A 14,557-nucleotide genomic window follows, 5' to 3' on the forward strand; every position below is an offset into this window, starting at 1 on the left:
ACGCACGGCAGCCCTGGCCCAGGTACGCCGGCACCTCGCCTGGGTGCCGCTTCGGACAGGCCTCGTGCCCGCTGTCGTGGCGGCTGTTTCTGCGCGCGAAGCTGGGAGGGGCCCGAGTCAGCGGGCCGGTGGGCCCGCTGCAAGATCCCCGACAGTGACCTTCACCGGCCCAAGCGGCAGCTTGTGCTGGAGATGCTCGACGAGCTCGCTCCTGCTGTCCTGCCGCGAGATTGCCGCCGTGCTGGAGTCCGAAGGCATCCGGCCGGAGCGCGGGGAGCGCCTGCGCCCCGAGCAGTACGACGGAGTTCGCGTCCGTCGCGAACGCGTTCCCGCTGACGACGTCCCACTGGACCACGGTGACCCGGGCGAACTGATCGCGCGCAGGGCCTAGTTGTCGTAGCAGCCGCCGGGGAAGCGGAAGTACGGCATCGGATGCGGCACGCCCGCCGCGTGGCGCGCTGTGAAGGCGCGGTCCACGTCGGAGCGCATCCGCTCCGCGGGCAGGACCGGCAGCCAGTGGCAGCTGCCGGTGAAGCAGTAGTGGCCGTAGGAGTGGTCGGCGATCTCGAAGAGCGGACTACGGCTCATCACTCGGGCCGCGCGGGGTGCCGCCACGGCACCGGTCCTGTCTCGGCCGGGACTTGGCCGACAGGGTATTGACTTCCCTACGGCTATTAGGTTGTCTTAATGACATGAGGCACGACCGGAGGCTGCGCCGGCGCAAGGAGACCGTGCAGGAGATCCTCGACACCGCGCTCGACGTCATGGCGGTGGAGGGTGTGGCCGCGCTGAGCATGGCCGAGGTCGCTCGGCGGGTGGGAGTGCGTCCCCCCTCGCTCTACCAGTACTTCCCATCGAAGATGGCCATCTATGACGCCCTGTTCGAGCGCGGCATGCGCGATGCGGTCGGCGTCCTGGAGCCCTACCGTGCCGGACTGTCCGAGGATCCGCGAAGCGCGATCCTGGCGGGCCAGCAGGCCACCGTCGCCTGGGCGATGGCCAATCCGGTACTGGCACAGCTGCTCTACTGGCGGCCCGTACCCGGATTCGAACCGACCCCCCAGGCCTTCGAGCCCGCGGTGCAGCAGCTGGAGATCCTGCGGGCGGCACTGCAAGCGGCTGTGCACGCCGGACAACTGTCACCCGCAGCCGCCGACGATGAAGGCATGGCCCTCTACACGGCCTTGATGGCCGGCGTGATCAGCCAGCAGCTCGCCAATGAACCGTCCGCGCAGGCCGAAGAGGGCCGTTTCACCCGGCTCACGCGGACGGCAGTGGACATGTTCTTCCGCTTCTACGCCCCGGAGGAGGGCGAGTCCGATGGCTCAGACCTATGGGGAGGCCGCGCGCCTGCCGCAGACTGACCGCGACCAGTCGGCCGTGGTGGCCGAGGCACAAGGCCGGGCAGCTCTGGACGTGCTCGAAAAGCTCGGGGACGAGGACTGGCGACGTCCCACCGACTGCGTGGAATGGGACGTGCGCACCCTGGTCTCCCACCTCGTCGCCCAGTGCGAGGACAACATCAGCCTGCCCACCATGCTGCGCCGGGAGATCGCGGGACGGCGGCGCCACCCCGACAAGGGCTCGGTGGACGCCCACATGGCAGCCCAGGTCGCCGACCATGCCGACGCGTCGGGACAGGCGCTGGTCGCACAGTTCGCGCTGCTGTGGCCCCGCGCCGTAGCGGCCCGCCGACGCCGTCCGGGCCTGATGCGGCGCGCCAAGGTCGACAGCGGTATGCCGGGGGCGCCGCGGATGTCCGTCGGCTACCTGCTCGACACCGTCTACAACCGCGATCTGTGGATGCACCGCATCGACCTGGCCCGGGCCACGGGACAGCCCGACGCCGTGGGCGACCACGACCGGCACATCGTCGAAGAAGTCGTCCGCGACCTGGCCCTGGCCTGGTCGGAGGCTCCCATCGGGCTGGAGCTCACCGGTCCTGCGGGCGGCGCGTGGCTGATCGGCTCGGGCGAGCCGACGGCGGTCGTCCGGGCGGACGCAGTGGCCTACATGCGTGCCCTGGCCGGCCGCGATGACGGTGTGCAGCTGGAGCTGGTGTCCGGAGCGGAGCCGGCTCTCGCGGCCGCCCGCCGGGCCAGGATTGTCTTCTGAACGGGGGCGCCCGAGCACACGCCGCAGGCCGGAGGCGGGCGTCCCCGGCCCGGCGCGGCGGGCCGGGCGGTTCAGTCGGCACGGGCGGCGGAAGGACCAGAGCGCCTCGTTGGGCTGTCCGGGTGAAGGTCCGGCAATGGCGTCCACTCTCTTCATCGCCCACTCCGATTTCTCCGGGTACGCCGAAGACGTCGACGACGACGGCACCTTCCGTCGCAGCTAGGGCCGCATCTGCCAACGTTCGTCTCGGGCACGGGTTGGTGAGGGGGAGTGTGTCGACCGGGCCCAGTCCGCAGTCGTGTGGCACTCCGCCGCGACGATCGGCGGACTGGCGCTCCTGCCCGCCGGCCACGCATGACGGTCCCGGCCTGCCGTCGGTGCCTTCGGTGGCGCGCACCTTCGAGGATCTGCAGACCGTTCTGCGTGAACGCTGCGGGGTGCGTCAGCTGCGCCTGGTGCTCGATCCACCAGACGCGCAGGCCATGGCGTTGGCCGTCGCCGAGGAGGCCCAGCGCGCGGAGACGGTGCTGCTGGTCTACTTCATCGGGCACGGCCTGATCGGGCCGGATGGTGAGTTGTATCTGGCGGCCAGCGGCACTGACCGGCTCGTTCCGGGTTTGGCGGAGCACCGTTGTCGTTTGCTTCGCTGCGGCAGGCGCTTGCCGCCAGCCGTGCGTCGTCGGTCGTGGTCGTCCTCGACTGCTGTTTCTCCGGGCGAGTGTCGTTGAACGGTGGGGCATCCGACCCCGCGTTCGCGATGGCGCCCGCGCACGGGATCTACCTGATCGGGTCCGCGGAACAACTCGCGCTCGCCCCGGAGGACGCCACGCACACCGCGTTCACCGGGGCGCTCATCGAATTCTTGACGCACGGTGACCCGCGCGGGCCGCGTCTGCTGACCCTCGACGCGGTGTACGACGCGGTGTTCCGAGCGATGCGGGACTCGCAACGGCCGTGGCCGCGAAGACAGTCGGGAGACCGCTCCGGCCACCTGGTCATCGTGCCGAACCCCGTGGTATCGGCGCAGGCGGAGCCGGTTCAGGAGCCGCAGCACCCGGGGCGCTGTCCCTATCCGGGCCTGGACGCGTACGGGATCGACGACGCCGACGTGTTCTTCGGACGCGAGCGGATGACCGGCGAGATCGTCGCCGCGCTGGCCGAGTCCGCCGGCAACGTCGGGTGGCCGTGGCCGGGGCCGCGGGTGCTGGTCGGCCCGTCCGGATCGGGCAAGACTTCCCTGCTCAACGCCGGGCTGCTGGCCGCCGTGCGCAACGGCGGGCTGCCGGGGTCGCCGGGAGCGGCGAGCTGGCCCGTCGTGCGCCTCACCCCTGGTACCAACCCACTGCGCAGGCTCGCCGCGCAGCTCGGCGCGGCGACGCCCCGCGCACCCGACCGGTTGCGCGAAGATCCGCGTCGGGCGGTCGATCTGGTCGACAGCCTGCTGGTCGACCGGCCGGGCCAGCGGTTGATCACGCTGGTGGATCAGCTCGAGGAGCTGTTCACGCTCTGCCCGGATCCGGCCGAGCGTGCCGCATTCCTCGCGGCCTTGACCGCGATCGGGTCGCCGCGTGCCGATGGTTCGCCGCGCGGGCTGGTGGTGCTCGCGCTCCGGGCGGACTTCTACGGCGAGGCAGCCGCGCATCCGGAACTGCTCGCGGCGCTGCGCGACGGGCAACTGCTGGTCGAGCCGTTGAGTTCCGACGAACTGCGTGCCGCCATCGAACGTCCGGCCGCTGCTGCCGGACTGGCGCTGGACGATGGTCTGGCCGACGTGATCCTGCATGAGCTCGGCGCGGGTGACGACGACCGGGCGGCGACGGGAGCACTGCCGCTGCTGTCCCACGTGATGTGGGCGACCTGGCGCCGACGCATGGGATCACGGCTGACCCTCGCCGGCTACCGCGCCGTCGGCGGGATCTCACTGGCGATCGCGACCACGGCCGAGCAGGTCTACGGCGAACTCGACGAGCCCGGCCGGAAAGCCGTACGGCGCATCCTGCCCCGGCTGGTGCGGGTGGGCCAGGATTCCGCCCACACCGCCCGCCCCGCGGATCGTACTGTTCTGCTGCACGGACTGCCCGACGCGCAGGCCGCGCAGCGGGCGGTCGAGCGGCTCGCCGAGGCCCGTCGGATCACCCTCGATCGTGACACCACCCGCATCAGCCACGAAGTACTGCTCCGCACCTGGCCCCGGCTCCAGGAGTGGATCGCCGCCGACCGTGACTGGCTGGCCGTCCGCCAGCAACTCGCCGACGACGCTGAGGCGTGGGACGGATCGGGCCGCGATCCCTCCTTGCTCTATCGCGGAAGCCGTCTGGCCGCGGTGCGCGGTCGGGCCGCCGAAGCCCCGAGCGGTGCCGCGGACCTGGAGCCCGTACCGGCGGAATTCCTGAGCGCCTCTCGGCATCACGAGCGTCGAGGGGTCCGCCGTCGGCGGCTCGCCGTCGCCATTCTCACCGTGTTGGCCCTGCTGGCCTCGGTGGGCCTGGCGGGCTCCGTGATGTTCCAGCGGCAGGCTGCGCAAGCCCAGAACCGTGACCTGGCTCGGTACCTCGCGGCCGAAGCGGAGACTCTGCGCACGACGCACCCCGGCCTGGCCAAACAGTTGAGCCTGCTCTCCTACCGGAACTACCGGGAGGCCGGGTGGGGCGCGGTACTGAATAGTCAGAGCACCCCCGGTGTGATCAACGACGGCGAACCCGCCGCCGACCTCGTGCACAGCGCCGATGGCCGGGTCCTGGCGATCGCCACCGGCGACGCCGTCGTCCTCCGTGCCCGCGACGTTCCCGAACCGGGACGGGTGAGTGGGCTGCGGACCGCTCTGATCGCCTTGAACCACGACGGCACGCTCCTGGTGGCTGCCGACCGCACCGCGGCCCCGACGGCGGCGCCGGACGCTCCGGCCGGGGGTGCGTCGACGGTGCTCCGGTTGTGGGACGTCACTGACCCCGCCCACCCGAGCGAGTTCGCGGCGCTGAACCCGACGAGCGCGGTCACCGCACTCGTCCTGGACACGTCGGGCCGCTTCCTGTACGCGGGCACATCCACCGGTGGGATCCTCGTGTGGGACCTCGCGGATCCCGCCAGACCCGTGGCCTTGCCCACCCTGACCGCCCATTCCGCCCCGGTGGACTCGCTGGCCGTATCACCGAGGCGTGACCTGCTCGCCAGCGCCGGCGTGGACGGAAGGGTCCAGCTCTGGGCGGCGTCCGACAAAGCCCGCCCCGTGCCTCTCAAGGCCTTCGATGAATCGCCGCAATCCACCGGCGGCACGCAGCCCGACCCGAAGACGCCGTTGCATCGGGTGTCCTTCGACCCGTCCGGCACGCTGCTGGCCACGCCGGGCGTCCGGTACAGCCCGAACCTCTGGCGGCTCGACGACCCGCGTGCGTCCACCCGGATTCCGTACGCGGACGAGGACCCTCACGACTCCCGGTTGCCCTCAGCTTGCACCAAGGGCATGGATTCCGTGGCCTTCAGCCCGTCGAGCAACCACTTCGTCACGGTATGCGCCGGGAAGTGGCACGTCCTGACATACGCGACCGACCCCGCTCCCGGAGTGGTTTCGCTGGGCGCGTCGTCATCGGCGGATGACACGCAGCTGAAGTACGGACCGGTCGTGTTCGACCCCAGCGACGGCAAGCGTCTGTTGCAGGCCACCGGGAACGGATTGTACGTCTGGAACCTCGCCAACCCCGATCGACCCGGGGCGTTGGGATCCCTGCGGACGGAGCCGTTCCCCGGATCCGGCCTCGCGTACCGATCCGATGGCCGACGGCAGCTCATCGCGATGCAGAACGTGCGCTCGAACAGCTTATGGGACGTCACCGACGCGACGCACCCGAAGCTGATGGCCACCATCCCCAGCCCGGACCAGTCGTTCGCCACCGACGTCGACCTCAGTCCGGACGGCGCGATCCTCGCAGCGGGAGAACTGACCGACGACCGGAGCATCGCCGTCCGCCTGCGTGATACGAACGCCCCCGGCGCGCCGGTGCTGGGCACGATCGACGACATCGCGAACGGCGTGGCCAACTTGGTGTTCCACCCCACCAAACCGATTCTCGCCGTGGCCGATACCCACGCCGGAGCAGAACCCAAGTCCAGGCAATCCACTCTGCGGCTGTATGACATCAGCGACCCCCGACACCCCCGGAAGCTCAGCCAGTTTCCGACCGACGCCTACTACCAGTCCTTCTCACCGGACGGCGCCACACTCTTCGCGCAGGGCATCTTGAACGGGGCACCAGGAAACCAGTCCGACGGGGCCCGCCAGTTGTACGGCTGGGACGTCACCGACCCCACCCGGCCGACCGAGCTGTGGCGGTTCCCGCTGCCCGCGGATGCCGGGTCCATGCGGTACGCCCTGAGCCCCGACGGAAAACTGCTCGCACTCGCCTACGGCGGGGCTCTGCGCCTGAGGCGCATCGAGCACCAAAGGCTGGTCGGCGATCCCATGAACGTGCCCGCCGAGGGCTTGGTCCTCCTAGACCTGGCATTCAGCCCGGACAGTACACGCCTCGCGTTCATCGCATCGCCCCGCGACGGCGAGGGCTCCAGAGGACGCCCCGAGGTCTGGAACATATCCGACCCGGACTCCCCACAGCGCGAGTACTACTTGCCCGGCAGGGACAGCATCGCCCTATGGGGATCGCTCGCGTTCAGCCCCGACGGCCGTGTCCTCGCCATCACCGCCGACAAGGGAATCGATCTCTGGGACAGCGACCCGGAACGTATCCTCACCACCCTCTGTACCGCTGCCGGCGATCCGATCACCCGGCAGCAATGGGAGCACTACCTGCCCGGCAGGCCATACCGACCCCCATGCCACTAACGCACCAGGTGTACTTGCCACGGCACGCCCTGGCTGAGGTGACGCCTCACGACATATGACGGACCGATAGCGGCCCGGGACGCACGCTGTGGTGCCCTGAGCCACATCCTCGCGGTCAGTCCTCCCCGCCACCGTCGTCCAGTTCGACCCGTCCGGGTCGCAGGGACGGCGCAGCCTCTCGCCAGGCCCCTGGCCGCGAAGTTGAACTGGTATTGGCCCATGACGTTGATGTGCCGGTTCTTCAGAGGAGAGAGCCGGGCCACGCACCGCGGAAGCCGAGCAGGTCCTGCGGCGCTTCACGCGGGGAGGGCCCAAGCACCCGACGTACCGGGATGCCTGGAACGACACGCCGTAGAGCAGAACCTCGCCCGAGGCGGAGCACTCGGCCAAAGCCGGCTCCCACACCCCTCGCACGCACGCTCCGCAGCCTGCCCGACCTCCCCGGACAGAACACCCAGGGCACAAAGCCACTCAAAACCCGGGATCGAAAGCAGGCACTGAACCCACGGGGCTCAGGTCGAAGTGCGCCCGGTTCTGGCCGAGGTCCCGGTGACGTGCCCTGCTGAGTGGACGGCAGGCAAACACATCGGGCCCTGGGACTGTTGGCTCAGAACGAGTCGCCATGCCAGTGGGTTGCTCCCGTGGCCTGCAGCGTGGCGCGTATCGCCTTCGGCGGGGCAAGGAGCGGGCGGGCCATACCCACCGTCTGCGTCCGCTCCCGGGCCTGATCCTGGGCGAGAAGCCGGGGCAGGGCAGCGCGGACGGCTGGGTCCTCGGGGAGGTGGGCCCGGCCGACTGCGGCGCCCGCCGCACGGGCCCGGCGGGCCACCGCAGCGAGCAACTCACCGAGGGCCGCCGGTGCGGCTTCCGTCACCGCGCACTCGCGGACCTCGACGGCCTCGCCGATGTGCTGGGTCACGGTGTAGCCGACCGCCGTCCCTCCGTTGTCCTCGGCGATGAGCCATTCGGCGCCGGGGCCGTACCAGGCGGGCACGCGGTGGATCCAGTCGTTGGCCGTCCGCACCGCGGTGAGTGGGCGTGCGGCGTTGAATCCGGCGTGCAGTTCTGCCAGCCGCGGGGCGTCGGTCGGGGTTGCCGCACGGATGCGGAAGCGGGGCTCGGGTGGGCCAACAGTGGTGAGCGGGCCCTCAGCCCAGGAGGTGCGGAAGCCGGTCCAGCCCGAGCGCTCGTAGACCCCTGGAGTGGCCGTGAACAGCAGGGACCATGTGCAGGACTCGGCGGTCATGGCCTCGACGGCAATGGTGAGCAGCCGGCGAACCAGGCCCTGGCCCCGTGCCTCGGGGCGGGTGGCGACATTGCCGATACCGCCCACCCGTTCGACCCGGCCGCGGGCGTCGCGGAGCTGCCGCGGCACGTAGCAGACGACGGCGTCGACCGTGTCACCGCGCGCGGCCACGAAGGTCCGCCGGTGGCGGTCGGGGTCCAGGGCGTGCAGCGCCGGGAGGTGCGGGGCGTCGAAGCAGATCGCCCATAGCGCGTGCACGGCTGCCTCGTCGGCCGGGGTGAGGGTGCGCAAGGTGTGTGTCATGGCGTCAAGTTTCCTTCTGTGCTGACCCGGTCACCAAAGGGTGGCAGAGCTGAGAGTCGTACGCCGCGTACGCGGCGGGACAGATGAAGCGCATCTGGTGCATCTGTTCGGCGAGCACTCCGCCGTCCACGACGATCCGGGCCTCGTTGATGTACGCCCGGCGTCCGAGGCGAGCAGCAGCAGCGCGCCCACGTGCTCGTCGGGCACCGAGTAGCAGCCAAGCGGAATACGCTCCCGGTAGGCCGTCTCGAACGCATCGCGGTCGAAGGGGAACGCGCCGTGGATCGGGGTCCGGACCGTGCCGAGTGCGAGGGTGTTGGCGGTGATGCCGCGCGGTGCGAGTTCGACGGCGTGGGCTGAGCTCCGCATCGACGACACCGGGCCACGGCGTACGGTCGCCGTGGCCTGGTGTCCGCGCGTGGGTGTCACCCACGCCTGGTCTGTTGAAGGCTCACCGCGTCGACGTATCCGGTCATGAGGTTCCACGCGGACGAGTACAGCGAGACGCGGACCGACGCCGTACCAGGCGGAGCCGTACCACTCGCCTGCGCGTCGATCCAGCGCCGCTGGTCCGCGCTGCGGAGCGGTGCGCTCGCCATCCGGCCGACCGGCCGGCCGGCCCTGTCGAGGAAGCTCAGCAGCAGCACCGAATCGTCGGTGCTTCCGTCCTCGATGTATACCTTGGCACGGGCCCGGTAGTACGCCCCCGCGGCAGCCGGCACCGGCTCACTGCTCAGCTCCGCCGACGACTCGGGGCCGCTCCGGGCCGCATCGACGATCTTCATGCTGCGTCTGCCGGTGTACGCCCGCTCTTGGGAGAGGGTGAACAGGGTGCCACCGCCCTGCCACCCTGGGACGGTGCCGTCGTCCAGCGGCGCCACCTCGAAGCCGGCGTTGTCGACGGCCACGGCGCCGGCCAGGCCGTGGCGCACCGGGATCATCCGCAGCCGGGACTCCGCCGTCTTGCCGAGGAAGTAGATGTTCTCGTGGCCGTCGGCGTCCCGGGCCAGGGTCATGAAGGCGACCTCCTCGTGGTAGTCGCCGAGCGTCACGTGGTCCATGGTCTTGGGGTCCACAACGGTGAGCTTGCCGGCCAGGGTGGTGTACAGCAGGCCGTCGGCGCTCCAGCGGAGGTAGACCGGCCGCCACATGCCGTAGTTCTTCACCTCGGGGTAGACGTTCTTGTACTTGACGACCTGGAGGGTGTCCGGGTCCATCGCGAACAGGAATCCGTCGGCCGCGCCCCACAGCAGGCCGTCGCGGCCGAAGCTGAGACCGCTGATCATCTTCGGGCTGTCGAGGCCGGGGAGGTCGAGAGTGAACTCCTTGACCTTGCGTTCGCCGGCGACATCCCAGACGAACATCTTGGCCTCGGACTCAGTGGCGGCGGTCCCCAGACCGCCGTGGACGGTGGTGGAGCCGTAGATCCGTCCGCCGCGCTGGGCGAGCCCGGCGACGCTCTGGTTGTGGACGATGTCGGGGTAGGTCTTCTTCTCCCCGGTGCCGGGGTCGTAGATGGTCAGCGCGCCGCCGAGCTTTCCGTAGTCGGGGATGGAGCCGATGAGCAGCTTCCCGTCGTGGGCCTTCATCACGTACGGCCGGTCCTGTTCGGAGCCGAGACGGAACTTCTCGGAGACGGCCGGGGCCGCCGCGTCCAGCTTCGCCGAGGAGATGATGCCTCCGGGGTAGATGCCGAAGTACATCGTGTCGCCCAGGCCCGCCATGCCCTCGGCCTGGCCCATCGGGAAGCGGGTGGTGCGGCCGGTGCGCGGGTCGAATCGGGACCCGGTGCCGCCGGGGTAGCCGCTCATGAACAGCGTGCCGTCCGGCGCCGCCTCCAGGTTGTGCAGCGGGTTCGGCGCGCCCTGCACCACCGAGGGCAGCGCCTTGCTCCGCCGTGACGTGATGTCGAAAGCGGTGATTCTGCCGCCCGACTGCAGGGTGACGAGCGAGGTCCCGGGGAGGTCCGGATCATTGAGCGGTATCCAGGCGGCACCGCGCAGCGAGGTACCGAAGGCGATTCCGGTCGAGCGGGACTCCAGCGTCGCCGTGTCGATCTCGTACAACTCGCGGTTGTTGGTGACGTACACCTTCCCGTCCCGCGACTGAAGCTGGTTGAAGGAGAAGGCCCCCGCGTCGGAAGGCGTGTTCTTGCCGACGGACTTGTCGCTCCACTTGCCGGCGTCGAGGTCGTAGAAGAGCAGCTTCATCTGCGGGTCGGCGAACTTGACGAACAGCCAGCCGTCGACGACCGCCATGTCGTAGGCGAAGGGCACCTCCTGGGACTCCACTCCGAGGAGCGCCGGAACCTGGCCGGAGATCTTCGTCTTCGTACCGGTGGCGGCGTCGAGCCGGATGACGTCACCGACGGAGCCCACGCCCGCGTAGACGGATCCGTCGTGGTAGGCGATGGAGCGCACGTACTGCTGGCCGGGCACCATCTGCCCGTAGTCGTGGAAGTTTTTGCTCTGCGGGTCGTATCTGAACACCTTGCCGTTGGGGAAGGTGCCGATCCAGACATTGCCCTCCGGGTCCGTGGTCATCGACCACAGCGACTTCTCGCCCGGAACGGTGCCGAGCTTGCGCACTTCCTTGTCGGCCGGGCTGTAGCTCCACAGCTCTCCCGTCTGGCCGCCCGTGATGGCGGCGATGTAGACGGTGCCGTCGGGGCCGATCGCATGCCGCCAGGACTGCTGCACGCCAGGCAGCGTGAACGAGCGCAGCAGCCGGTTGTCCCGGATGTCGATGACGTTGAAGATCGCGTTCTCGGCGGACACCGTCGCGTACATCGTGGGGCGGCCGTCCTCCGTGCCCACCACGGCATCGTTGATGGAGACCGTTTCCTGCTGGACGCCGAGGTCGGCCTCGGGGCCGAACCACGTCCGGTCCAGTGCCGATTTACTGGTGCCGCCACCTCCCCGGGCCGCGGCCAAGGGTGCAGGACCCGCGACCAGAACGGTCAGGGCGAGCAGCAGGATGAGGAGTGGTCTAGGGCGTTTTCGGGGCACCGTGGTCCCTCCAAGTTATGAGAGTCTTCCCAATAAGTGGGCGTTTTTTCCCCGGACTTGAGCGGCCTCAGCGTCCTCCTGGCGCTTGACCATCGCAATATTTTCGTGGACTCTCTGATTAATCCCTACGGCTGAAACGACGTCAAGAGGAGTACATGGACGCATTCCGACCCGCCGGCGGTGACTTGGCGCAGCTGCATCGGCTCAACGCGTTCGGCGCGCTGCAGGCGCTGAGAAGTGCCGGCGCGCCGGTGACGCTGACCGAGCTGGCCACGCTCACCGGTCTCTCCCGCGCCTCGGCGGAGGACCTCGCCACCGAGCTGACCGACCAGGGGTGGGCGGCCGAAGTCCCGCCCGCGCCCGGCGCGGTGGGGCGGCCGGCCCGCCGTTACCGGTTCCGGGCCGAGTCCGGTTACGTCTTCGGGCTGGACATCGGCGCCCACAGCGTCCTCGCCGTGCTCGCCGACCTCTGCGGCACGGTCGTCACCACGGCCCGCCGAACGGTGCCGCCGGACATCCGGCGCGCCGACCGGCTTGCCGTCATCGGCGACGTGATGACCGAGTGCCTGGACGACGCGGGAATCGACGCCCACCGGATCTGGACGATCAGCGCCGGCACCACCGGCGTCGTCGGCCCGGAGGGAGACGTCGTACTCGCGGGAGCGGCCGCCGACTGGACCGGTGTACGGCTCGCCGAGCACCTGGACGAACGCTGCGCCGGGGCGGTCCTGGTGGACAACGACACCCGGCTGGCCGCACTCGCCGAGCAACGCCTCGGTGCGGCACGGGACATCGAGGACGCCGTCTACATCCACGCCGGTCTCGGCCTCAGCGCGGCGCTGATCATCGGCGGCCGGGTGCACCGGGGATACGGCGGCGCGGCGGGCGAGATCGGCAGCTTCCCCGTCACCCCCTGGGCGACCGCCGCCACCCGCCTGGCGTGTTGTCCCGCCGTCCCGTCCGACGTACCCCCGCGGAACGCCGCCGCCCATGTGCTGGCCGCCGCCCGCCGGGGCGACACCGTCGCCGTGCGCGCCGTCGACCGCTACGCCAGCGACGTGGCCCTCGGCCTCGCGGCCATGGTGCTGACCATCGACCCGCAACGGGTCGTGCTGGGCGGGGGACTGGCCCAGTCAGCCGACGTCCTGCTCCCCCGCCTCCGTATCCGTCTGGAGCCGCTGTGCATCCGGGTCCCCGATCTCCAGCCGTCCTCGCTCGGCGACGACCGGGTCGCGCTCGGTGCGATCTGTCGAGCCGTCGAGCACGTCGAGACGACGTATCTCGCGCACAACCGGCGGCCCACGGCGGCGCGCCCGTGAACGGCCGTTCCGGACCCCCGTCATCGCCCCGGGCAGCCCGTGTTCCGGATCGCAGAGACCACTGCGCGGTCCGCCTTCCGGCTTTCAGGCGGCCCCGGTAGGCGCCGTATGCATCGGCAGCCGGCCCCTGTCAGTTCTCCGCACCCGATAACCGTTGACGGCTCCGCGTCCAGGCATCGCCGCGGGAGACGCCTCCCGACCCGACCGTACGCCTTGTCCGTCGCGTGCCTCTCCTTCACCTCCAGGGAGCTCTTGGGAATGTCCATGCACCTTCCGATATCCGATCGGCCCGTCCGCGTGGCTCTCGTCGGCGCCGGCAACCGCGGCCTCACCTATGCCGCGTGGATCAAAGCCCACCCCGAACGCGCCCGCCTCGTGGCCGTGGCCGATCCCCGGCCGGCGGCCCGCGCCGCGGCCGGGGCGGAGCTCGAGTTCGACGACTGGCGGCCGCTCGTCGAGGGGGACGCCATCGCCGACGCCGTCATCGTCGCCACCCAGGACCGCAATCACGTCGAGCCCGTCCTGGCGCTGGCGCGGGCCGGGTACGCGATCCTCGCCGAGAAGCCACTGGCGCCCAGCGAGGCCGAGACCCGCACCCTCATCGAGGGCGTGGAGAAGGCGGGCGTACTCTTCGCCGTCTGCCATGTCCTGCGCTACACCCCCTACACCGACCTGGTGAAGGAGGTTGTCGGCTCGGGCGTGCTGGGCGAACTCGTCAGCGTCGAGCACCTGGAGCCCGTCGGCTGGTGGCACTACGCGCACTCCTACGTCCGCGGGCCCTGGCGCAGTGAGCGGGCGTCCTCGCCGATGCTGCTCGCCAAGTCCTGCCACGACCTGGACTGGATCTCCTACGTCACCGGGGAGCGCATCGAGCAGGTCGCCAGCTTCGGTGGGCTCAAGCACTTCCGGCCCGAGAACGCCCCGGCCGGTGCCGCGGAGCGCTGCCTGGACTGCGTCGTCGAGGACGGCTGCCCCTACTCCGCACTCAAGCTGTACATGCCGACGCTGCGCGAGCACGGCTCCGTCTGGCCGGTCACCCATGTCACGGACTCCACGGACGAGACGGAGCTGCTGACCGCGCTGCGCGAAGGCCCGTACGGCCTGTGCGCCTACCGCGTCGACAACGACGTGGTCGACCACCAGGTCCTCGCCATGCAGCTGTCCGGCGGCATGACCGCGACGTTCACCATGGTCGCCTTCACCGAACAGACCGACCGCCAGACACGGATCTTCGGCTCGCACGGCTGGCTGCGCGGCGACGGCAAGCGCGTCACCGTCCACGACTTCCGCACCGACGAGGTCACCGTCCACGAGGTCGACACGAGAGGTTCCAACGCCGCCGAGGGACACGGCGGCGGAGACACGGCGTTGGTTGATGCCTTCGTCCACGCCGTCGCCACCGGCGACCCGGCCGCGGTCCGCTCCGGCACCAAGGCCACGCTCGGCAGCCACCTGGCGGCCTTCGCCGCCGAACGCGCCCGCCTCACCGGCTCCGTACAGAGCGTGCCGGTGCGCTGATTCACGCCGCCGAACAACACCGTTCCCCGCTCATCCCCAGGAGGTTTCCGCTCATGTTCCGTATCGCCCGTCGCCGGCCGAGACCCCGTGCCGTCACCGTGCCGCTGCTCTCAGCTGCCCTCGCCGCCGGTGTGCTGGCCGGCTGCTCCGGCAGCGGCAGCGACGGCAACACCGTCACCATGTGGACCTACCCGGTCATCTTCGACGAGGCCAA

General features: G+C 70.4%; 11 protein-coding genes. 7 read left to right on the top strand and 4 right to left on the bottom strand.

The window, feature by feature from the left end; all coding sequences use genetic code 11:
- Nucleotides 1-238: 238 nt before the first annotated feature.
- The gene (locus tag ACZ7L9_RS21190; RefSeq protein WP_471416911.1) at nucleotides 239-391 is read left to right on the top strand and encodes a hypothetical protein; all 153 of its coding nucleotides are present in this window, start codon (nucleotides 239-241) and stop codon (nucleotides 389-391) included.
- On the opposite strand, the gene ACZ7L9_RS21195 is transcribed toward ACZ7L9_RS21190, so the two are convergent.
- Nucleotides 388-615, bottom strand: a complete 228-nt coding sequence (locus ACZ7L9_RS21195; RefSeq protein WP_471416913.1) for a polysaccharide deacetylase family protein — start codon at nucleotides 613-615, stop codon at nucleotides 388-390. The two genes, ACZ7L9_RS21190 and ACZ7L9_RS21195, sit on opposite strands and share 4 nt — an antisense overlap.
- A gap of 77 nt (nucleotides 616-692) precedes the next feature.
- On the opposite strand from ACZ7L9_RS21195, the gene ACZ7L9_RS21200 reads away from it, so the two are divergent.
- From ACZ7L9_RS21200 to ACZ7L9_RS21215, 4 genes are all read left to right on the top strand, one after another.
- Nucleotides 693-1,364, top strand: coding sequence for a TetR/AcrR family transcriptional regulator (locus ACZ7L9_RS21200; RefSeq protein ID WP_471416915.1), 672 nt, complete (start codon nucleotides 693-695; stop codon nucleotides 1,362-1,364).
- Nucleotides 1,321-2,115: a maleylpyruvate isomerase family mycothiol-dependent enzyme gene (locus ACZ7L9_RS21205; RefSeq protein ID WP_471416917.1), complete on the top strand. Its 795-nt coding sequence runs from the start codon at nucleotides 1,321-1,323 to the stop codon at nucleotides 2,113-2,115. Before ACZ7L9_RS21200 ends, ACZ7L9_RS21205 begins: the two co-directional genes overlap by 44 nt.
- Nucleotides 2,116-2,501: 386 nt before the next feature.
- Nucleotides 2,502-2,843, top strand: coding sequence for a hypothetical protein (locus tag ACZ7L9_RS21210; protein ID WP_471416919.1), 342 nt, complete (start codon nucleotides 2,502-2,504; stop codon nucleotides 2,841-2,843).
- The gene (locus ACZ7L9_RS21215; RefSeq protein WP_471416921.1) at nucleotides 2,840-6,949 is read left to right on the top strand and encodes an nSTAND1 domain-containing NTPase; all 4,110 of its coding nucleotides are present in this window, start codon (nucleotides 2,840-2,842) and stop codon (nucleotides 6,947-6,949) included. Before ACZ7L9_RS21210 ends, ACZ7L9_RS21215 begins: the two co-directional genes overlap by 4 nt.
- A gap of 607 nt (nucleotides 6,950-7,556) precedes the next feature.
- On the opposite strand, the gene ACZ7L9_RS21220 is transcribed toward ACZ7L9_RS21215, so the two are convergent.
- The 3 genes from ACZ7L9_RS21220 to ACZ7L9_RS21230 are packed head-to-tail and all read right to left on the bottom strand — an operon-like array spanning nucleotide 7,557 to nucleotide 11,431.
- Complete coding sequence (locus ACZ7L9_RS21220; RefSeq protein ID WP_471416923.1) at nucleotides 7,557-8,498, bottom strand: GNAT family N-acetyltransferase; 942 nt, start codon at nucleotides 8,496-8,498, stop codon at nucleotides 7,557-7,559.
- Between the two features lie 30 nt (nucleotides 8,499-8,528).
- Nucleotides 8,529-8,867, bottom strand: a complete 339-nt coding sequence (locus ACZ7L9_RS21225; RefSeq protein WP_471416925.1) for an SDR family oxidoreductase — start codon at nucleotides 8,865-8,867, stop codon at nucleotides 8,529-8,531.
- 56 nt (nucleotides 8,868-8,923) lie between these two features.
- Nucleotides 8,924-11,431 (bottom strand): NHL repeat-containing protein, encoded by a 2,508-nt coding sequence (locus ACZ7L9_RS21230; protein ID WP_471416927.1) that lies wholly within the window; start codon nucleotides 11,429-11,431, stop codon nucleotides 8,924-8,926.
- Nucleotides 11,432-11,661: 230 nt separating this feature from the next.
- Between ACZ7L9_RS21230 and ACZ7L9_RS21235 the strand changes: the two genes are divergently transcribed.
- Nucleotides 11,662-12,825 (top strand): ROK family transcriptional regulator, encoded by a 1,164-nt coding sequence (locus ACZ7L9_RS21235; RefSeq protein WP_471416929.1) that lies wholly within the window; start codon nucleotides 11,662-11,664, stop codon nucleotides 12,823-12,825.
- A 258-nt stretch (nucleotides 12,826-13,083) separates the two neighbouring features.
- Nucleotides 13,084-14,343 (top strand): Gfo/Idh/MocA family protein, encoded by a 1,260-nt coding sequence (locus tag ACZ7L9_RS21240; RefSeq protein ID WP_471416931.1) that lies wholly within the window; start codon nucleotides 13,084-13,086, stop codon nucleotides 14,341-14,343.
- Nucleotides 14,344-14,557: the final 214 nt, after the last annotated feature.

The organism is Streptomyces sp. NPDC111516 (assembly GCF_055635345.1).